The sequence below is a fragment of the Enterobacter cloacae complex sp. 394I7 genome (assembly GCF_057320345.1).
In genome coordinates, this window is record NZ_JBXWCR010000006.1 from 1 (window position 1) to 20398 (window position 20398).

The window sequence follows — 20398 nt, forward strand, 5'->3', positions numbered from 1 at the left end:
TCGCAGCAACAACCAGGATCGCGCCGTCCATCTGCGCAGCACCGGTGATCATGTTTTTAACATAGTCGGCGTGGCCTGGGCAGTCTACGTGTGCGTAGTGGCGAGTCGGGGTGTCATATTCAACGTGAGAAGTGTTGATGGTGATACCACGCGCTTTTTCTTCTGGTGCGTTATCGATCTGGTCGAATGCACGAGCAGCACCGCCGTAGGTTTTAGCCAGTACGGTAGTGATTGCAGCGGTCAGGGTAGTTTTACCATGGTCAACGTGGCCGATAGTACCAACGTTGACGTGCGGTTTTGTACGTTCAAATTTTTCTTTAGACACGGCTATATTCCTTACTATAGTGCTCTCCCCTTCGGAGAGAGCACGGGACTTAGGTTTTAATCCTGTGGATTACTTACCACGGGCTTCGATAACGGCCTGAGCAACGTTGTTAGGCGCATCATCATACTTCAGGAATTCCATGGTGTATGATGCACGACCTTTGGTCAGAGAACGCAGCTGAGTTGCATATCCGAACATTTCAGACAGCGGAACTTCAGCATGGATCTTAACGCCAGTTACTTCGGATTCCTGACCGCGCAGCATACCGCGACGACGGCTCAAGTCACCGATAACGTCACCGGTGTTCTCTTCAGGAGTCTCTACTTCAACCTTCATGATTGGCTCAAGCAGAACTGGTTTTGCTTTCTTAAAGCCTTCTTTAAAGGCAATAGACGCAGCCAGTTTAAACGCCAGTTCAGAGGAGTCAACGTCGTGGTAAGAACCGAAGTGCAGACGGACACCCATGTCAACAACCGGATAGCCAGCCAGAGGGCCCGCTTTCAGCTGTTCCTGGATACCTTTATCAACGGCTGGGATGTATTCGCCAGGAATTACACCACCTTTGATGTCGTTGATGAACTCGTAACCTTTAGGGTTAGAGCCCGGCTCCAGTGGGTACATGTCGATCACAACGTGACCGTACTGACCGCGACCACCAGACTGCTTAGCGTGTTTACCTTCAACATCGGTAACTTTCGCACGAATCGCTTCGCGGTAAGCAACCTGAGGTTTACCCACGTTCGCTTCAACGTTGAATTCACGCTTCATACGGTCAACGATGATGTCCAGGTGCAGTTCACCCATACCAGCGATGATGGTCTGGTTAGATTCTTCATCAGTCCATACGCGGAATGATGGGTCTTCTTTCGCCAGACGGCCCAGAGCCAGACCCATTTTTTCCTGGTCAGCTTTGGTTTTTGGTTCAACCGCGATGGAGATTACCGGCTCAGGGAATTCCATACGCTCCAGAATGATCGGGTGATCCGGGTCACACAGGGTGTCACCAGTAGTCACGTCTTTCAGACCGATTGCTGCAGCGATGTCGCCCGCACGAACTTCTTTGATCTCTTCACGTTTGTTAGCGTGCATCTGTACGATACGGCCAAAACGTTCACGCGCCGTTTTCACGGAGTTCAGGATGGTGTCACCGGAGTTAACCACACCAGAGTAAACGCGGAAGAAGGTCAGGTTACCCACGAATGGGTCGGTAGCAATTTTGAACGCCAGTGCAGAGAACGGCTCTTCGTCGCTTGCGTGACGTTCAGCCGGAGTATCTTTACCGTCGTCCAGGATGCCGTTGATCGCAGGAACGTCAACCGGGGATGGCAGGTAATCAATTACCGCATCCAGCATCGCCTGAACACCTTTGTTCTTGAATGCAGAACCACAGGTTACCAGGATGATTTCGTTGTTCAGAACACGCTGACGCAGAGCTTTTTTGATCTCTTCTTCAGTCAGTTCTTCACCACCCAGGTATTTCTCCATCAGCTCTTCAGAAGCTTCAGCAGCGGATTCGATCAGGTTCTGGTGCCATTCGTCAGCCAGGTCCTGCATCTCAGCTGGGATATCTTCGTATTCGAAGGTAACGCCCTGGTCTGCATCGTTCCAGTTGATGGCTTTCATTTTCACCAGGTCGATAACGCCGGTGAAGCCTTCTTCAGCACCAATTGCCAGCTGCAGCGGAACAGGGTTCGCGCCCAGACGGGATTTGATCTGACCAACAACTTTCAGGAAGTTAGCACCCATACGGTCCATTTTGTTAACGAACGCGATGCGTGGAACTTTATATTTGTTCGCCTGACGCCATACGGTCTCAGACTGTGGCTGAACACCACCAACTGCGCAATAAACCATTACCGCGCCGTCAAGAACACGCATGGAACGTTCTACTTCGATGGTGAAGTCAACGTGCCCTGGGGTATCGATGATGTTAACGCGATGCGGTTCGTACTGCTTAGCCATACCTGACCAGAATGCAGTAGTCGCTGCGGAGGTGATAGTAATACCACGCTCCTGCTCCTGTTCCATCCAGTCCATGGTGGCTGCGCCGTCATGAACTTCACCGATTTTATGGTTTACACCGGTGTAGAACAGAATACGTTCGGTAGTAGTGGTCTTACCGGCGTCGATGTGCGCACTGATACCAATGTTACGGTAACGTGCGATGGGTGTTGTACGAGCCATTTGATTCCTCGTTTGTTTCTTTAGGCGTTCAGTTAAGTAACCCAGGACGGGCAGCTTCGCTGAAGCGCCCGCCTGGTGACTAATACTCCGAAGGGATTACCAACGGTAGTGTGCGAACGCCTTGTTGGCTTCTGCCATACGGTGAACGTCTTCACGTTTCTTAACTGCAGTACCTTTGTTTTCTGCAGCATCAGAAAGTTCGTTCGCCAGACGCAGAGCCATGGATTTATCACCGCGTTTACGAGCAGCTTCAACGATCCAACGCATTGCCAGAGCATTACGACGAACCGGACGAACTTCAACTGGAACCTGATAAGTAGAACCACCAACGCGGCGAGACTTAACTTCTACAGTCGGGCGCACGTTGTCGAGAGCGACTTCGAAAGCTTCCAGTTCATTTTTACCAGAGCGCTGAGCCAGGGTCTCCAGCGCGCTGTATACGATTGCTTCTGCAGTAGATTTTTTACCATCTACCATCAGGATATTTACAAATTTTGCCAGCAGTTCTGATCCGAATTTCGGATCTGGAAGAATTTTACGCTGACCAATGACGCGACGACGTGGCATGGGAATACTCCGTTGTTAATTCAGGATTGTCCAAAACTCTACGAGTTTAGTTTGACATTAAGATAAATCAGTTTGGCCTTACTTAACGGAGAACCATTAAGCCTTAGGACGCTTCACGCCGTACTTGGAGCGAGCCTGCTTACGGTCTTTAACACCTGAGCAGTCCAGCGCACCACGAACGGTGTGGTAACGAACACCCGGAAGGTCTTTAACACGACCGCCACGGATCAGGATCACGGAGTGCTCCTGCAGGTTGTGACCTTCACCACCGATGTAGGAAGTCACTTCGAAACCGTTAGTCAAACGCACACGGCATACTTTACGCAGTGCGGAGTTTGGTTTTTTAGGAGTGGTGGTATATACACGAGTACATACGCCACGTTTCTGCGGGCAGGCTTCCAGTGCAGGCACGTTGCTTTTTGCAACTTTGCGCGCACGTGGTTTGCGTACCAGCTGGTTAACTGTTGCCATTAAATAGCTCCTGGTTTTAGCTTTTGCTTCGTAAACACGTAATAAAACGACCTCATACAATATGAGGACGCGAAATTTTAGGGCTACGTCGAAAAGGTGTCAAGAAATATACAGCGATCTCGGATCACCAGTTCATTTGACTGGCGTGCGTCACAGTAAGATTGACGAAATCAGTATAGCCAACCACGTCAATTTTGGCTGAAATTTGACCAGAAAGACCTCGCGCCTCAAGATCGTCTTTCAGCGCAGAGACGGATATGGGGGCATTGCTGAGAATTTCAACGAAACGACTCCCTTCAAGCGCAGCCAGTACGCCATCCTGAATCAGCAGCAGGTCATCACCTTCGCGCAGCATACTCAGTAATGCGTCGATATCACAATGCCACGGTGAACGGCTCAGGGTATGGAGCATGTCAGCCTCAGAAATTCAGAACAGTGTCGTAATGGGAAAGTTGGTCGCGCAGCGCGTCGGCCGGGAGGAGTGTTACATCCAGCACGAAAGACGTCTTATCGCTCAGACCGCGCGCAGCAAGAGAATCAGCGCAGACAAAAAAGGTTTCAATGTCGTAAAGCGGCAGCACTTTAAAGGTCGCGATGTAATCCCGCGCCAGAATAGCCTGCGGCTGCTGGCCTGCCAGAAGCTGAAACACGCCATCCCCTAAAAAGAAGACACCGATGTCTTCGGTCAGTGCTGATGTTGCGAGCAACGCATCCAGCCCTTCTCTGCCGGACGCACTACCGTGCGGAGCAGATGAAAAAACAAACGCCACGCGTTTCATCAGAATTGCACCACTCTGTCGCAGGTTAACGCAGCCTGTGCCAGTGCGCCCAGACCGCTCAACGAAAACCCCGGCTGCAGGTTGGCCCCTGGCAAGCCAAGACGTTCAGCTTCGGTGGCATCGGTCACGCCGCGACGCAGGGCTGCCGCCACGCAGATATGCAGGGCAACCCCCCTTGTCTCGTTCAACGTCTGCCAGGCGCGCACCAGATCAAATTCATCGCTGGCCGGTGAGGTAAACTGGTTGGCGTTATACACCCCTTCCCGATAAAAGAAGACGCTCACCAGCTCATGTCCGGCAGCCAGTAACGCATGCGCAAACTGCAGCGCGCTGCTGGCCTGCTGAGTACCATACGCCGGGCCTGTCACCATCAGCGAAAAACGCATTACTTGTCTTGCCCCTGGAAATCACCGCTTTTGAACTGGCGGATGTAGAGGTAGACCGTATGCTTGGAAATGTTCAGGCGATCGGCCACCTGGTTAATGGCGTCTTTGATGTCAAAAATCCCTTTCTCATAGAGATTCAGCACGATCTGACGATTCTTGGCGTTGTTCGATACGTTGCGATCGGCATTCACCTCTTCGATAGTGAACTCAAGCGTCTGCGTCACCAGATCTTCAACAGAGGAGGCAAAGTTAACTGAGGACCCAACGTCCGGCGTTTCAGGCGGTATGAAAGTGCTCATGATTTGCGAGAACGGCACATCAAGGTTCATGTTGATGCACAACAGACCGATCACGCGATGCTCGCGATTTCGAATCGCGATGGTTTCTGATTTCATCAGTACGCCGCTTTTGGCGCGGGTGAAATAACATTTGGAGACGCTGCTGTCCGCGCCGGTCATGTCATGCAGCATACGCAATGCAAGGTCGGTGATTGGCGAACCAATTTTACGGCCAGTATGCTCACCATTAGCAATGCGGATGGCGGAACACTTAAGATCTTGCAGGGAGTGCAATACGATTTCGCAGTGGGACCCAATGAGCATCGCTAACCCGTCCACTACCGCCTCGTAGGATTTCAGAATATCGAAGTCGGTCTGGTCGAAAGGACGTTGATCCAGTAAATCAAGTTCACTGGTTTCGTTGGTTAAAAGCGACCTGGACATGAAAAAAACACTCCTTTTCAGGAGCCTGTCGTTAGGTTTTCAGGGCAGGCTCATTATCTACACGGACAACTAAATTAATACAGCGTGCATAACGCTTTCCAGTGTTAATTATATCTGCCCCACAATAAAAAAAACCGCCGCCTTAAAGGCGGCGGTTTTCATTCCATTACTTCTTCGCGTCTGTCGCAGCTTTCTGTTCTGCCTGCGCTTCTGGTTTCGCATCAGCTTTCGGCGCTGGCTTGATGTCCAGCAGCTCTACGTCAAAGACCAGGGTAGAGTTAGCAGGGATACCTGGAACGCCGGTTTTGCCATATGCCAGATCCGGTGGAATAACCAGTTTGATCTTGCCACCTTTCTTGATGTTTTTCAGACCTTCAGTCCAGCCTGGGATCACACCATCCAGACGGAAGGAGAGAGGCTCACCACGGGTGTAAGAGTTATCGAACTCTTTACCGTCGATCAGCGTACCTTTGTAGTTAACCACGACAGTATCGCTGTCTTTAGGCGCATCACCGGTACCTTCTTTCTCAACTTTGTACACCAGACCCGTAGAGGAGGTTTTCACGCCCTTCTCTTTAGCAAAGGTATCGCGGTAGGCTTTGCCTTTCGCTTCGTTGTCTTTTGCATCCGCTTCCATCTTAGTCTGAGCGGCACCTTTTACACGTGCTTCGAACGCCTGCAGAGTCTGTTCAATTTCCTGGTCAGACAGTTTGCTCTTATCTGCAAATGCGTCCTGAACGCCCGCGATCAGCTGAGCTTTGTCCAGTTTAATGCCCAGTTTCTCTTGTTCTTTCAGAGAGTTTTCCATGTAACGACCCAGAGATGCGCCAAGTGCGTAGGCGGATTTCTGGTCGTCATTTTTGAACGCCGCTTTGCTGTCTGCAGTTGCAGCAGGCTTCGCAGCAGTATCAGCAGCGAAGGACAGCGGCGCGTTCAGCGCAACAGCCATCGTCGTCGCCAGCAGCGTTACTTTAAACAGTGATTTCATCCATATCTCCAGGGCCTGGGGACTCTCACCCCAGCGTTAAACGTAAATGAGTTACGTACTATAAAACGTTGCGGAAGAAATCTACAGACAGACTCTCCCGATTCTCGCCACTTTTCAGACTATTTTTGTTTAAATAAGTTTCTTGCCAAGGGGATAGATACTGAACTTAAGGATAAACTCAGTTAAACTTCGCCGCCGCTGGCCGATTGTGGTTAATGAGATACAACGAGGTGAATGATGAAGGACACAATGTTAGAAGCGAGAATGGCTGAGCTGGAAAGCCGCCTGGCTTTTCAGGACATCACCATCGAAGAGCTAAACCAGACTGTGACCGCACATGAACTGGAAATGGCGAAACTGCGGGATCTCATGCGCCTGCTGACGGACAAACTGAAGGCCACACAGCCGTCACATATTGCCTCTCAGTCAGAAGAGACGCCACCACCTCATTATTGAGGCGTAAAAAAAGCGGGATTATTATCCCGCTTTTTTATTTTCCGCATAACGGAATTAGTGGCAACCGCAGCCGCCGTTACCGCAACCACCTTTACCGTGGTCGTGACCATGGTCGTGATCGTGGCCGTGACCACCGCAGCAGCCGTCGTGGCCGTGATCGTGGTCATGGTCGTGACCGTGCGCACCGTGAACGTGGCCATGAGCCAGCTCTTCTTCGGTCGCTTCACGGATCGCAACAACTTCTACGTTGAATTTCAGGTTCTGGCCAGCCAGCATGTGGTTGCCGTCAACCACAACGTGGTCGTCTTCCACTTCAGTGATTTCAACAGGAACCGGACCCTGGTCAGTTTCCGCCAGGAAGCGCATGCCAACCTGCAGTTCGTCAACGCCCATGAACACGTCTTTAGGAACACGCTGCACCAGGTTGTCGTCGTACTGACCGTAAGCGTCGTTCGCGCCAACAGCAACGTCGAATTTGTCGCCAACGTCGTGACCTTCCAGCGCGTTTTCCAGGCCGGAAATCAGGGAACCGTGACCATGCAGGTAGTCAAGCGGCGCACTCACCGGAGACTCATCAACCAACACACCGTCTTCTGTACGTACCTGATAGGCCAGGCTGACCACCAGGTCTTTTGCTACTTTCATGATATCTCCTGAGCAAGGGAAAATTGCTGGCGCAGATTGTAGCGGAAATCTGCACCCGTGTACCCTTTAGCTTAAAAAAACTCAGGGCATATCGCTAGTCCGGATGAAAAATCCCGATAACTTGCTCTTCTTTGCGAACATGATCGCGGGCTTCTTTATCCGCCTCGCGCATCTGATGACCGCACTTAACACACTCTACGACATCAATATTATTTTCCCGCCACATCGCCAGCGTATCTTGCGCCTGGCAGCTCGGGCATTTTGCGCCCGCAATAAAGCGTTTACGTACAGCCATCTTTCGTTACCCTTTATTCAAATTCATCCCAGCCATCGAGCTGGCGTCGTTCCTGTTGCATCTCTCGCTGGAAAATTTCTTCCAGCTCGCGACGCGCTTCCCGCACGCGGGAGATCTGCGCCGTATCAGAGTGTACCGGCATTAATTCGCGCAGCATTCGCATGTCCAGCCGGCGAAAATGCATCTGGGCCCGCTGAGCCTGATGGGGATGCATGCCCAGCGAAATCAGCGCTTTACGCCCCAACTCCAGCGCACTGGAAAATGTCTCACGGGAGAAGTGTTTCACACCTGCCTGCAGCAGTTCGTGCGCTTCAACACGTCCACGCGCACGCGCCAGAATATGCAGATGCGGGAAATGCTGCTGGCACAGTTCCACCAGCTTCATTGTATCTTCCGGATCGTTGCAGGTAATCACGATGGATTCTGCCGCTTCTGCTCCCGCTGAACGCAACAGTTCGAGCTGGGTCGCGTCGCCGTAGTACACCTTGTAGCCGTATTTACGCATCAGGTTCACCGCGCTGATATCGCGCTCCAGCACCGTGATGCGCATTTTGTTCGCCATCAGCAGACGTCCAATCACCTGCCCAAAGCGGCCAAAGCCCACCACAATCACCTGCGGCTTATCATCCTCCACCCACGGCATCTCATCTTCATCCTCTGTCGGATTTAAGCGTCGCGAGAGCAGCTTATCCACCAGCCTGATGAGCAGCGGGGTGGTCATCATCGACAGCGTGACCGTCACCAGCAACAGCGCCATCTGATCGTCTTTAAACAGCTTCTGGGAGGAGGCGGTGGAGAACAGCACGAACGCGAACTCTCCGCCCTGACTTAAGACGCTGGCAAACTGCATGCGCTCGGAACTGCGCAGCCCGTATATCCGTGCCATGACGTACAGCACCAGCGTTTTTACCGCCACCAGCACAACAACGCTCATCACCACCCACAGCAAATGGGTATAGAGCACGCCCAGGTTGAGCGCCATTCCCACCGAAATAAAGAACAGCCCTAACAGCAGCCCTTTAAACGGATCGATAGCCGTTTCCAGTTCGTGACGATATTCGCTTTCGGCAAGGAGCACCCCGGCGATAAACGTACCGAGCGCCATCGACAGCCCCAGCGCGTCCATAAACAATGCCGAGCCCAGCACCAGCAGCAGCGTCGCGGCAGTAAACACCTCGCGCACGCCAGAGGCGGCAATAAAACGAAACACCGGCCGCAGCAGGAAACGTCCGCCAATCAGCATGCCGGCGAAGGCCAGCACCTTCATGGAGATTTTGACCCAGTCAAAATGATCGTCACCAGAGCCTGCCAGTAACGGCACCAGTGCCAGCGCCGGGATCACGGCCAGGTCCTGGAACAGCAGTACCGAAAAGCCCAGCTGTCCTGCCTCGTTGCGGTTCATCCCTTTGTCACGCATTAACTGCAGCGCCATCGCTGTCGACGACATCGCAAGACCTATTCCGCCGATCACCGCCGCCTGCCACGAGAAGTTGGTCAGCATTAACAGCCCGGCCAGAATCGCGGCACTGAACAAGACCTGCGCCGCCCCCACGCCAAATATCGATCGCCGGAGCTGCCACAGTTTTGACGGGTTCAGTTCGAGGCCAATGATGAACATCAGGAACACCACGCCCAGTTCAGAGAAGTGGAGAATTTCATCCACATCGCTGATGAACCCCAGCCCCCAGGGGCCAATGGCGATCCCGGCCAGCAGGTAGCCCAGCACTGCGCCAATGCCCAGCCGGGCGGCCAGCGGAACCGCCACCACTGCGGCAAATAAAAACAGCACGCCGGCCAGGAGTAAATTCGATCCTTCCATTAGCGACCTCCCGCCGAAATCGGTGATGCCAGCCAATCGCCATACGCTCTGGCGTGGCTCGCCAGCGCTTCAGGCTTCTGGCGACGCGCCCAGTAGACAATAATCGGGCTCATCCAGTGCATGCGGCACATCGCGGCCGTCAGCTCAAACGGCCGCAGGATATCGCTCATGGGATAACGGTTAAGACCGTCGTGGCGATAAGCGCTCTCTGGCTCACCGGTCGTAATGACACTGCGCCAGTACTTTCCCGCCAGCTGGTTGCCCCCCACCCCGCTGGAGAACCCCCGGCTCAGCACACGGTCCAGCCACTCTTTCAGCAGTGCCGGACAGCTATAGGTATAAAGCGGATGCTGGAACACTATCACGTCATGCTGACGCAGCAGTTCCTGCTCGTAAGGAATATCAATAAAGAAATCAGGATAGTGCGCGTAGAGATCGTGCACCGTCACATTGCTGAGCTGAGTAGCCGGCTTAAGCAGAACCCGGTTTGCCACCGAGTCCTGAGATTCCGGATGGGCATACAGCAGCAGCACTTTCGCTGTCTGAGACATCACTCCCCTCCCGGTTCTGTTTCTGTTTTTGTGTATCGTCGTTGTTTTGGGCTACCATGGCGGCCCGGTGCGGAAAATGGCCCACACCTTACATTATCATAATGACAAATTAACATAGTCGGAACATACGGCGCTTCTATGATTGTTTTCTCCTCGTTACAAATTCGCCGCGGCGTGCGCGTCCTGCTGGATAACGCCTCCGCCACCATCAATCCCGGTCAAAAAGTGGGTCTGGTCGGCAAAAACGGCTGCGGAAAATCGACCCTGCTTGCGCTGCTGAAAAACGAGATTAGCGCTGACGGCGGTAACTTTACCTATCCGGGCAACTGGCAGCTTGCCTGGGTAAATCAGGAGACGCCTGCCCTGAGCGAACCCGCTCTCGACTATGTTATCGACGGCGATCGTGAATACCGTAAGCTGGAAGCTGAACTGAACGCCGCCAACGAGCGTAATGACGGTCATGCTATCGCCACCGTCCACGGTAAGCTGGACGCCATCGACGCATGGACAATTCGCTCCCGCGCCTCCAGCCTGCTGCACGGTCTGGGTTTCAGCAACGAACAGCTTGAACGCCCCGTTAGCGACTTCTCCGGCGGCTGGCGTATGCGCCTTAACCTGGCGCAGGCACTGATTTGCCGTTCCGACCTGCTGCTGCTTGATGAACCCACTAACCACCTCGATCTCGATGCGGTTATTTGGCTGGAGAAGTGGCTCAAGAGCTATCAGGGCACTCTGATTCTGATCTCCCACGACCGCGACTTCCTCGACCCGGTGGTGGATAAAATCATTCATATCGAACAGCAAAGCCTGTTTGAATACACCGGCAACTACAGCTCATTCGAGCGCCAGCGCGCGACGCGCCTTGCTCAACAGCAGGCGATGTACGAAAGCCAGCAGCAGCGCGTGGCGCATCTGCAAAGCTTTGTTGACCGCTTCAAGGCAAAAGCGTCTAAAGCCAAGCAGGCCCAGAGCCGCATCAAGATGCTGGAACGCATGGAGATGATCGCCCCGGCGCACGTCGATAACCCGTTCCACTTCAGTTTTCGCGAGCCCGAGAGCCTGCCGAACCCACTGCTGAAGATGGAAAAGGTGAGCGCAGGCTATGGCGATCGCATTATTCTCGACTCCATCAAGCTCAACCTGGTGCCGGGTTCACGTATTGGTCTGCTGGGGCGTAACGGCGCCGGTAAATCGACGCTGATTAAACTACTCGCGAGCGAGCTTAACCCGGTCAGCGGCGAGATCGGCCTGGCAAAAGGCATTAAGCTTGGCTACTTCGCCCAGCATCAGCTGGAATTCTTACGCGCGGATGAATCGCCCATCCAGCACCTCGCGCGACTGGCGCCGCAGGAGATGGAGCAGAAGCTACGCGATTACCTTGGCGGCTTTGGCTTCCAGGGCGATAAAGTCACCGAAAACACCGAACGTTTCTCCGGCGGCGAGAAAGCGCGTCTGGTGCTGGCGCTTATCGTCTGGCAGCGTCCAAACCTGCTGCTGCTCGATGAACCTACAAACCACCTCGATCTCGACATGCGTCAGGCGCTGACCGAAGCGTTAATTGAGTTTGAAGGCGCGCTGGTTGTCGTCTCGCACGATCGTCACCTGATCCGCTCCACAACGGACGATCTCTATTTAGTGCACGATGGCAAAGTCGAGCCGTTCGATGGCGATCTGGAAGACTACCAGCAGTGGCTGACGGACGTGCAGAAGCAGGAAAACCAGCCGGACGACTCGTCGAAAGATAACGCCAACAGCGCCCAGGCGCGTAAAGACCAGAAGCGCCGTGAAGCGGAACTGCGTACTCAAACCCAGCCGCTGCGTAAAGAGATTGCCCGTCTCGAAAAGGAGATGGAGAAACTTAACGCTCTGCTGGCTACCGTTGAAGAGAAGCTGGGTGACAGCGGTCTGTATGACCAGAGCCGTAAGGCGGAACTGACCGACTGCCTGCAGACACAGGCGAAGACGAAATCCAGCCTCGAAGCGTGCGAGATGGCGTGGCTGGACGCCCAGGAACAGCTGGAAGCCATGCTGCAGGCCGACTAAATCCCCGGGAGGGTTATGAGTTTCGATATCACGAGCGACATTACATTTCGTAAACTCAGCATCTTCATGACCTTTATGGAGAAGGGCAATATCGCCCGTACCGCCGAAGCGCTTGGCCTGAGCGGCGTTAGCGTGCACCGCGCGCTGCATACTCTCGAAGAAAATGTGCGCTGCCCGCTCTTTACGCACAAAGGTCGCAATCTCATTGCGCTGCCTTCAGCCTGGACGCTGCTGGAATATTGTCAGGAAGTGATGCAGGTAATGGCGCGCGGGCTGGAAGAAGCGCGCAAAACGGCCGGTGTTGGCCAGGGACGACTGCGCGTCGGCACGCTCTACTCGCTGACGCTGGAAACCGTGCCACGCCTGATTATGGGGATGAAACTGCGCCGTCCGGACCTGGAGATGGACCTGACGATGGGCTCTAACGAGACCCTGTTGCGTATGCTGGACGACGGTTTGCTCGACGCCATCCTCATCTCTATTTCCGAAAGCGATATCGACCGCAACAGTCTGGAAGTGCTCCCCCTGTTCCATGACGACATTTTTCTTGCCGCACCGGCCTCTGCCACGCTGAACACCAGCGGGCCTGCCGACTTACGTGATTACAAAGACCAGAAGTTTGTCGCGCTGTCGGAAGGGTTTGCCACCTACGCCGGGTTTCAGGAGGCGTTTCATATTGCCGGTTTCGAACCGGAAATCGTCACCCGCGTAAATGACATTTTCTCGATGCTGAGTCTGGTGCAGGCGGGCGTGGGCTTTACGCTCATGCCAGGCAGAATGAAGAAAGTGTATGAGAACTCAGTACAGCTACTGAAGCTGGCCCAGCCGTATCAGATGCAGCAGTTGATTGCCATTGTGTTTGCCCGCAACCGCGAGCAAGACCCCAGCCTGCGGGCACTGGCAGCCGAAGGGCGAATGTATGCCCGCAGTATCGCCATCGACCCTGCGCAGACCCTACCGCTGTAGCCGCTTAGCCAGGTGTACCGCCACGTCAACACCACTGCGCTCCAGCGAAACTGACTCCCCTTCCCAGGCCGCCTGACGCGTCAGGCAGGTCAGTACTCCGCCAGGTGGCATTTCAATCGCCAGCCGAGCTTCACGCTCGTTGGCAGAAATCACCGCTTCCTGCCAGCGCACCGTGCGCGCCATATTCATCGCCAGATCGTCCGCGATTTTCTCAGGCGTCCAGAGCACGCGTCCTGTGCTGCCGCTCAGGTAAGCACAGCGCGGGCGTGTGAGCGTGACGGATGTGAATGCCTCCACCAGCTTGTGCGCCGGCTCCGCCAACAGCTCGCAATGGGAAGGCACGCTGACGGTCAGCCGATGCGCCTTATTAGCCCCTTTTGCCAGCGCGCGTTTCGCCACCTGCGCCATCCCCTCATCGGTGCCGGCGATCACAATCTGCGTTTCCGCGTTCAGATTGGCGATATACGTTCCGGTGCCTTCTAGCAACGCTTCAACCTGAGGCAGGGTCAGACCCATTATCGCGGTCAGGCCATAACCGTGCGGATAGGCTTGCTCCATGAGATCGCCACGCAGCGCGACCAGCTTCAGCGCGTCGGCAAATTCCAGCGCACCGGCAATGACCGCGGCCGGATACGCGCCAATAGACAGACCGCTGACGATATCCGGTGCCACGCCGCGTTGTTCAAGCTCACGCGCCCAGGCAACACCGGCAATTAACAACGAAAGCTGAACGGCTCGCGTGTGGGTTAACGCTGCCGCGGTATCCAGCGTATCGACTTCGCCACCCAATACCTCGCGGGCCTGCTCCAGCGTCGTGCCAGGCAGGTTTTGCAGCATACCGACATGCTGGGTGCCCTGCCCTGGAAAGGTAAACAGTATTTTCATCACTCCTCCCTGTGCCACGGGTCCGCCACCAGGCGCGGCCCACGGCGGGTCTTCAGCAACGTTTTGCCGTCGCGCAGCCACTCCGTCAGCGCAAAGCCGCCTTCAGGGGTGTCGACCTGGGTGTCTGCCCGACATAACGCGCGGCTGAGCTGTGACGCCCAGACACGAAAAGCGTCAGCCGACAGAGGCTGAGGGGCTCGCACCAGCAGATCGAGATCGCTGTCGGCATGAATGACCGGGATACCGGTCGCCAGGGCGTAGCCCGTGCTGCCCGTAATTCCCCACGTCCACGGCCATGACTGCTGAGAAAGTTGCAACGCCACCTGAACCGGTGGCTGAGTCACAAACGGTGAACGCAGAAGATCGGCGGTCACGCTCAACGCCTCGGGTGAGACCACCCGCACGACGTTGTCTGGCTTCACCCAACCGGCCGCCCGCTGGTCGCGGCGTAAACCGCGTACGCCAACGGGAATACGGCCAGCATTATCAACATCACGCCGCACGACCACCGGTAAACCGGTATGCCATACCGCATCCACCCAGTCGTCAGTGATGCCTTCCAGCGCGTCACGCGCGTTAAGCCAGATGAGGTCGTGAGGGCGTAATGTTGTGGTCATAATTACATTCCTGAAGTCAGCGAGATAAACAGTGGCAGCGACAGGATACACAGTACCGAGCTTAACAGCAGCACCGCTTCCGCATCCGGAGACTGCACGCCAAAGCGGTTACCGAACACCACGCCGAAGAAACCGGCAGAGAGCGCAATCATCAGGATAGCGGTGATCGCCACGGAGCCGTGCAGACCGAAGATCAGAACGATACCCCAGGCAATCGCAGGCTGGATCAGCAGCTTGGCAACGGTTGAGGTAATCACCATGGTGTTGATCTGCAGCTTACGCGCAGAAAGGATCACCCCGGTCAGGAACAGCGCGGCAGCCGTTGCAGAAAGGCCCAGTGGCTTAATGGCGGCCAGAACAAGTTCAGGCATTTTGATGCCGATAGCAGACAAAATCACACCCAGCAGGGGACCCATCACAATCGGTTTTTTAATCGAACGCCACATCAGCACCGGCAGCATCGAGAGCGTTGAACCGGAGTTATTGCCTTCGGCACGCGCTTTTTCACGTTCCAGAATCAGCAGGCAGAACGGCGTCATCAGTACCGAACCACAGGCAATAGAGACCGCCACGGACAGTGAGGTTGAAGAACTTTCACCCAGCACGCTGCCCAGAATCGGCAAGCCAAGCGCGGCATAGTTTGGCAGCGCCACCGTCAGCGTAAGCACGGCGGCATCCTGTGGGGATTTTTTAAAGACGCTGGTCGCGAGGAAGTAAATGGCCGCGTAGGTTATCCACATCGCCAGGGTCAGCACCAGAATCAGCGGTGACTGGGCTACGATGCCGGTCCACGGGGTTTGCACCGTGGCGCTGAACAGCGCGGCAGGCAAAGCAAAATCCATGACGAAAATATTGAGCAGGGAGACATTTTTGTTATCGACCATCTTTGCCTTACCGGCCCAGAATCCCAGCAGCATGATGACGAAAATCGGTGCAAGAGCATGAACAATTACGTAAGTCATAATTCACCTGTAGTAAAAAAGTTTAAGCACTGGCGCGATGATTATTATTTTCAGGATGCAGGTTCCCGCGCGGACGTCACGGTTACGTCCGCGGGGAGTGCATCTGGCAGGTCTCTTTTTACTTACCAGCTTGCCCGCATGCGTTCGCGTACGAGGGCAGAGCTGCGGCGATTGTCAGCACCGAGACGGTTTTTCAGGGTGTTGTCCTGGCGAGCGTCATGGATGGCCTGTTGCAGCGTGGTTTTCACCTGCGTCAGATCGTTTTCAGAAGGGGCATCCGGGTTGCTGATGTCCAGCAGGTTGGAAAGCAGCCCCAGTGTGGCGTAGTTGCTGATGTCATAGGCCATTGGCGGGATCGTTGCCGCCAGTTTTTCCAGCGCGTCCACGGTACGTAGCGTAATACGCGCCGCAGACTCTTTACCCATGGCATGGATCAGCACGCCTTTATCGTTAAAGGCAATCAGGCGGTTTGCCTGGTACCCGTGCGCCAGAAACGCGCCGGACATCGCTTTACCAACGATAAGCCCAATCACCGGATGACCGGCCAGACGCGCGTTAGCATAGGCCGCCGCCGCGCCGGCCAACGCCTGGTGAATACCAAATGCCTCTTCACGACGGCCATAGGCCTGACTTGGCACATCAATCACCGCCACGATCGGGCGCTTCACGGCGCTGTTAGCATCGGCGGCAACGGTTTCGCTCACCACTTTTGCCAGCGTCCAGCCTTCCAGCAGACCGACTTCCCCTTTCGCCGCGCGCGGGAAGTGGTTGTTGGCATCCGGTTCCACGGCAACAAAACGTACCGTTTCACCGTTAAGTTCACCATCGGCCGCCTGTACGGACGGGCATAAACCCTCCAGGCGTCTGGCGTTCGGCGCGAGCGTTTGCAGCCAGAGTTCGCCACGGCTTACTGAGTTAGTCATCATTTCACCTCCCGGGCAAAGAGCGCTTTAATCTGTTCGGCATCGGCCTGTTTGCGGGTGTCGAAATTCGTCAGACGGTTCAGGTAATCGTCATAGTTATCGGTGCGATGTTTCGCAGGCACGCCTTTGGCAATCGCGTCGTTCATCGCCGCTTTCACCGCGTTCACGCCATCGCCAACCAGTGCATCTACCAGGCCGCTTTCATAGCGGACTTCGCCACCGGTCATGCTCCAGATAAACGGACGGTCGCGGGAGTCATACTCTTCAATCCCCGCTTCCTGCTCGATAACCTGAGGACCATTCAGACCGAGACGCGCTTCGCGGGTGACAATCAGGTAGCTGCACAGTGCAGCAGCGATAGACATCCCACCGAAGCAGCCCACGGTCCCGGCCACAATCCCGACCACCGGGGTGTAACGGCGCAGATCAACAATTGCCGCATGAATATCGGCAATGGCCGCCAGGCCCAGGTTGGCTTCCTGCAGACGCACGCCGCCGGTTTCGAGACACAGTACCGCCTGCGTCGGGATCCCGTTGCGGTTATCTTCTGCTGCCAGCTCCAGCGCCGCCGCCATTTTGGCGCCGGACACTTCGCCCATGCTGCCGCCCTGGAACGCACCTTCGATCGCCACCACTACCGCAGGCTGGCCGTTGAGGGTGCCTTTGGCGACCACCATGCCGTCATCGGCCTGAGGAACGATGCCCTGCGGCCCCAGCCACGGGGAGATAATGCCTTCAAAAGGATCCAGCAGTTCGCGATAGCTCCCGTCGTCCAGCAATGCCTGCGCACGCTGGCGAGCTTTTAATTCAATAAAACTCCGATCATCACGCATGGCTCACCCCTTCAAAAACCTGTTCGATACGAATGCGTGCCACCCCCGGCGTCGCGCCAAAGTCGTGGATCGTCAGTTTTCCTGCAGGCAGGCTGCTGACGGTGTGCAGGCGGTTGAATAACGCCTCCCAGCGACCGCGGCTGTTGTCGACGGACGTGGTGATATCAATGGTTAACGTCTGGCCCGGTTCGGCGGCAAACAGCACCTCCATATCCCCGGAACCAACAACCCCTGCGAGCGCTTTGCCGCTTAACGCGCGGCTCGCTGGCATGGTTAATGTGATTTTTTCCATAACATCCTCTTAATGCTTTGAATAAGGCGTTTCGATGCGATCGAGAAACAGCGTGGCGGCAAGCAGGTCGGCTGCTCCGCCCGGTGAGGCATTGAGTGCCAGCATGTGGCGGTCTAACCTCGCCAGCGCCATCTGGCCTGCGGATGTCGCGCATCCTCCGGCGCTCAGCACCGCACGCGCACCGTTCTGCATGGCCTCCAGCCCCGCCATCCCGGCGCGCGACAGCACGCAGGTGTCGGTAAGCGACGTCATGATGGCCATCAGCGCATCGAGCCTTGCGTACGTTTCGCTGCTGCCGTTAAGACGGCTCAGACGAAGCTGCGGCAGAGCACGCTGCATCACGTGTGGAAATGCCTGCTGAGCCTCTTCACGTGCGCCCGGAACCCGGTAGCGGCGCGTGGCGCGTAGCCCTTTGCTGAACACTTTCGGCGCCGCGTCATCGGGCAGTTTCGCCAGCTGTGCCGCGGTATTCGCTACCGCCTGCGCGCTGGCATCACCACCGAGCATCGCCACGGCACTGACCAGCAGCCCCAGCGCCCAAATCGCGCCGCGGTGGGTATTTACACCGTCGGTAGCCGCCATCATCTGCTGCTCACCTTCACGGCCGAGTCGCCCTATGGTTTGCCTGAGCGCAATATCCGCCGGACGCTGCCAGCTGTGTTGCGCCAGCGCCTGAAACGTGGGGGTCAGGCTGCGCGCGGAACGCTCCATCAACGCGAGCGACAGATCGTGGTGCGCGCCGTTCCCCCGACTGTCCACCAGACCGGGTTTCGGGCTTAACTGTGCTTCGTCAATCAGACACTGCGTGGCGGTTCGCGCCAGCCATTCGGCACCGCCTTCAACCTGAATCTGGGGCAGAAGTTTCATTACCAGCTCCGGAATTTCGCAGGTGGGTTGTAAAGACCGCCAGACCATTCAACCAGGTCTGACACGCTGCCTGCTGCCAGCAGAGAACGGGTGGCATCGGTGCGGCGAATCCCCATATCTTCCGGGTAAACCACTTTGCCGCTCTGGCGCAACTGCGCCACACGTTTGGCATCGACGCCCAGACCGATATCGGTGATCCCCGCGACGGCCGCAACCATCGCCCGGCGCTCTTCAAGACTTTCTGCGCGATAGAGGTAAGCAATCCCCTCTTCCGTCAGTACATGTGTCACGTCGTCGCCGTAGATCATGACCGGAGCCAGAGGCATCCCGGACGCTTTCGCAACGTCAACAGCATCGAGTTTTTCCACAAAGGTCGGTTTCACGCCTGCCTGGAAGGTTTCCACCATCTGGACGACGAGTTTTTTACCGCGCTGCATCGGATCAGGTTCGGTGATCATGTTCAGCCAGGCCGGGGTGGCATGACGACGACCATGCGGGTCATGGCCCATGTTTGGCGCACCGCCGAAACCAGAGAGACGACCACGGGTCACGGTTGAGGAGTTGGCATACCCGTCGACCTGCAGGGTTGAGCCGATGAACATATCAACGGCGTACTGGCCTGCCAGCTGACAGAAGGCGCGGTTGGAACGCATAGAGCCGTCGGCACCGGTAAAGAAGATATCCGGACGTGCACGAATGTACTCTTCCATCCCCAGTTCGCCGCCGAAGCAGTGCACGCTTTCCACCCAGCCGCTTTCAATCGCCGGGATCAGGGTTGGGTGCGGGTTAAGGGTCCAGTGTTTACAGATTTTGCCTTTCAGGCCGAGCTGTTCACCGTAGGTCGGCAGCAGCAGTTCAATCGCCGCGGTATTAAAACCAATCCCGTGGTTCAGGGATTGCACCTGATGTTCCGCATAAATGCCTTTAATGGCCATCATCGCCATCAGGATATGTTCCTGTTTGATGAGACGCGGGTCGCGGGTAAACAGCGGTTCGATAAAGAACGGTTTGTCGGCCACCACCACGAAGTCAATCCAGGAGCCGGGAATATCCACGCGCGGCAGGTCGCATTCGTCGTCCACCAGCTCATTCACCTGTGCGATGACAATGCCGTCATGGAACGCGGCCGCTTCCACCAGCGCGGGGGTATCTTCAGTGCTTGCGCCGGTATAAAGATTACCTTTTCGGTCCGCTTTAAAGCCGGCAATCAGCGCCACGTTTGGCGAGAGATCCACGTACAGACGTGAATAGAGTTCTATGTAGGTATGGATAGCGCCAATTTCGAGCTGACCATCTTCCAGCAGCTGCGAGATGCGCAGGCTCTGGGTACCGGAGAAGGAGAAGTCCAGCTTGCGGGCGATACCTTTCTCAAAGATATCCAGATGCTCGCTACGGCCCACGCTTGGCATAATCATGTGCAGGTCATGCACGATTTGCGGGTTCACTTCAGCCAGCGAGCGTGAAAGGAAATCGGCCTGCTTCTGGTTATTACCTTCCAGAACGACTTTGTCGCCAGGCGCGATCAGTTTTTCCAGCATGGCGACAAGATCGCCGGTTGGCAGTACCTTGCCCTGCACCGGTACGGAGGCCAGACGACGCGCTTTCTCGGTGCGTCGTGTGTTCCATTGCCGGGTGGGTGTTTGCCCAGATAACATTATTAACCTCCTGATTCAGCACATCATTCTGATTTGCTTAACGTTGAGTAAAGTGTGCGCTGTGGCGAGGAAGTCATCAATTAAGCGCAGGGCGGAATCATTAGCCTGAGAGTAATAATCAAGGTAAATATTTGTGATCGAGATCAGTTCATGTTTCGGAAAACCAG

24 protein-coding genes are annotated in these 20398 nt (G+C 55.5%); 3 read left to right on the forward strand and 21 right to left on the reverse strand.

Annotation, left to right across the window (positions count from 1 at the left end):
- The 9 genes from AC2FAP_RS18410 to fkpA all read right to left on the reverse strand — a co-directional run.
- Positions 1-325 (reverse strand): GTP-binding protein (locus AC2FAP_RS18410; protein WP_032314999.1); only part of this gene is annotated, 325 nt, incomplete at its 3' end.
- Positions 326-394: 69 nt separating this feature from the next.
- Positions 395-2509 (reverse strand): elongation factor G, encoded by a 2115-nt coding sequence (fusA, locus tag AC2FAP_RS18415; RefSeq protein WP_014171904.1) that lies wholly within the window; start codon positions 2507-2509, stop codon positions 395-397.
- A 96-nt stretch (positions 2510-2605) separates the two neighbouring features.
- On the reverse strand, positions 2606-3076 hold the full coding sequence (rpsG, locus tag AC2FAP_RS18420; protein WP_003861706.1) for a 30S ribosomal protein S7: 471 nt from the start codon (positions 3074-3076) through the stop codon (positions 2606-2608).
- A 96-nt stretch (positions 3077-3172) separates the two neighbouring features.
- Positions 3173-3547 (reverse strand): 30S ribosomal protein S12, encoded by a 375-nt coding sequence (gene rpsL, locus AC2FAP_RS18425; protein WP_000246815.1) that lies wholly within the window; start codon positions 3545-3547, stop codon positions 3173-3175.
- Between the two features lie 124 nt (positions 3548-3671).
- The gene (tusB, locus tag AC2FAP_RS18430) at positions 3672-3959 is read right to left on the reverse strand and encodes a sulfurtransferase complex subunit TusB (protein WP_014171906.1); all 288 of its coding nucleotides are present in this window, start codon (positions 3957-3959) and stop codon (positions 3672-3674) included.
- A gap of 7 nt (positions 3960-3966) precedes the next feature.
- Complete coding sequence (tusC, locus tag AC2FAP_RS18435; protein WP_014171907.1) at positions 3967-4326, reverse strand: sulfurtransferase complex subunit TusC; 360 nt, start codon at positions 4324-4326, stop codon at positions 3967-3969.
- Complete coding sequence (gene tusD, locus AC2FAP_RS18440; RefSeq protein WP_014171908.1) at positions 4326-4712, reverse strand: sulfurtransferase complex subunit TusD; 387 nt, start codon at positions 4710-4712, stop codon at positions 4326-4328. The genes tusC and tusD overlap by 1 nt, the downstream gene beginning before the upstream one ends.
- Entirely contained in the window at positions 4712-5434 is a 723-nt protein-coding gene (locus AC2FAP_RS18445) for a helix-turn-helix transcriptional regulator (RefSeq protein WP_014171909.1), read from the reverse strand. Before AC2FAP_RS18445 ends, tusD begins: the two co-directional genes overlap by 1 nt.
- A gap of 166 nt (positions 5435-5600) precedes the next feature.
- On the reverse strand, positions 5601-6422 hold the full coding sequence (gene fkpA, locus AC2FAP_RS18450) for an FKBP-type peptidyl-prolyl cis-trans isomerase (protein WP_014171910.1): 822 nt from the start codon (positions 6420-6422) through the stop codon (positions 5601-5603).
- A gap of 237 nt (positions 6423-6659) precedes the next feature.
- Between fkpA and AC2FAP_RS18455 the strand changes: the two genes are divergently transcribed.
- Positions 6660-6878: a protein SlyX gene (locus AC2FAP_RS18455; RefSeq protein ID WP_020884603.1), complete on the forward strand. Its 219-nt coding sequence runs from the start codon at positions 6660-6662 to the stop codon at positions 6876-6878.
- 54 nt (positions 6879-6932) lie between these two features.
- On the opposite strand, the gene slyD is transcribed toward AC2FAP_RS18455, so the two are convergent.
- The 4 genes from slyD to kefG all read right to left on the reverse strand — a co-directional run bounded on the left by slyD (position 6933) and on the right by kefG (position 10188).
- Positions 6933-7523 carry a peptidylprolyl isomerase gene (gene slyD / locus AC2FAP_RS18460; RefSeq protein ID WP_014171912.1) on the reverse strand — a complete coding sequence of 197 codons (591 nt, stop codon included), beginning with the start codon at positions 7521-7523 and terminating at the stop codon, positions 6933-6935.
- 94 nt (positions 7524-7617) lie between these two features.
- A complete protein-coding gene (locus AC2FAP_RS18465) occupies positions 7618-7818 on the reverse strand; it encodes a YheV family putative zinc ribbon protein (protein WP_013099038.1) in 201 nt (66 codons plus the stop codon).
- Between the two features lie 13 nt (positions 7819-7831).
- Entirely contained in the window at positions 7832-9637 is a 1806-nt protein-coding gene (gene kefB, locus AC2FAP_RS18470; protein WP_020884602.1) for a glutathione-regulated potassium-efflux system protein KefB, read from the reverse strand.
- Positions 9637-10188: a glutathione-regulated potassium-efflux system ancillary protein KefG gene (gene kefG / locus AC2FAP_RS18475; RefSeq protein ID WP_020884601.1), complete on the reverse strand. Its 552-nt coding sequence runs from the start codon at positions 10186-10188 to the stop codon at positions 9637-9639. The genes kefB and kefG overlap by 1 nt, the downstream gene beginning before the upstream one ends.
- Positions 10189-10326: 138 nt before the next feature.
- Here kefG and AC2FAP_RS18480 point away from each other — a divergent pair, with 138 nt between their 5' ends.
- Both AC2FAP_RS18480 and AC2FAP_RS18485 read left to right on the forward strand, forming a co-directional pair.
- Entirely contained in the window at positions 10327-12231 is a 1905-nt protein-coding gene (locus AC2FAP_RS18480; RefSeq protein ID WP_149376947.1) for an ABC transporter ATP-binding protein, read from the forward strand.
- A 15-nt stretch (positions 12232-12246) separates the two neighbouring features.
- Positions 12247-13197, forward strand: coding sequence for a LysR family transcriptional regulator (locus AC2FAP_RS18485; RefSeq protein WP_020884599.1), 951 nt, complete (start codon positions 12247-12249; stop codon positions 13195-13197).
- Here the strand turns inward: AC2FAP_RS18485 and mdcH are convergent.
- The 8 genes from mdcH to mdcA form a co-directional block, all read right to left on the reverse strand.
- Positions 13186-14082 carry a malonate decarboxylase subunit epsilon gene (gene mdcH / locus AC2FAP_RS18490; RefSeq protein WP_020884598.1) on the reverse strand — a complete coding sequence of 299 codons (897 nt, stop codon included), beginning with the start codon at positions 14080-14082 and terminating at the stop codon, positions 13186-13188. The genes AC2FAP_RS18485 and mdcH overlap by 12 nt on opposite strands.
- Positions 14082-14699, reverse strand: a complete 618-nt coding sequence (locus tag AC2FAP_RS18495; protein ID WP_047954759.1) for a malonate decarboxylase holo-ACP synthase — start codon at positions 14697-14699, stop codon at positions 14082-14084. Before AC2FAP_RS18495 ends, mdcH begins: the two co-directional genes overlap by 1 nt.
- Positions 14700-14701: 2 nt before the next feature.
- Positions 14702-15661: an AEC family transporter gene (locus AC2FAP_RS18500; protein WP_014171919.1), complete on the reverse strand. Its 960-nt coding sequence runs from the start codon at positions 15659-15661 to the stop codon at positions 14702-14704.
- 122 nt (positions 15662-15783) lie between these two features.
- On the reverse strand, positions 15784-16584 hold the full coding sequence (gene mdcE, locus AC2FAP_RS18505; RefSeq protein ID WP_449541984.1) for a biotin-independent malonate decarboxylase subunit gamma: 801 nt from the start codon (positions 16582-16584) through the stop codon (positions 15784-15786).
- On the reverse strand, positions 16584-17417 hold the full coding sequence (locus AC2FAP_RS18510; RefSeq protein ID WP_014171921.1) for a biotin-independent malonate decarboxylase subunit beta: 834 nt from the start codon (positions 17415-17417) through the stop codon (positions 16584-16586). The genes mdcE and AC2FAP_RS18510 overlap by 1 nt, the downstream gene beginning before the upstream one ends.
- The gene (gene mdcC / locus AC2FAP_RS18515; protein ID WP_020884595.1) at positions 17410-17709 is read right to left on the reverse strand and encodes a malonate decarboxylase acyl carrier protein; all 300 of its coding nucleotides are present in this window, start codon (positions 17707-17709) and stop codon (positions 17410-17412) included. Before mdcC ends, AC2FAP_RS18510 begins: the two co-directional genes overlap by 8 nt.
- Before the next feature lie 9 nt (positions 17710-17718).
- Complete coding sequence (locus tag AC2FAP_RS18520) at positions 17719-18576, reverse strand: triphosphoribosyl-dephospho-CoA synthase (protein WP_020884594.1); 858 nt, start codon at positions 18574-18576, stop codon at positions 17719-17721.
- Positions 18576-20231, reverse strand: a complete 1656-nt coding sequence (mdcA, locus tag AC2FAP_RS18525; protein WP_014171924.1) for a malonate decarboxylase subunit alpha — start codon at positions 20229-20231, stop codon at positions 18576-18578. The genes AC2FAP_RS18520 and mdcA overlap by 1 nt, the downstream gene beginning before the upstream one ends.
- Positions 20232-20398: the final 167 nt, after the last annotated feature.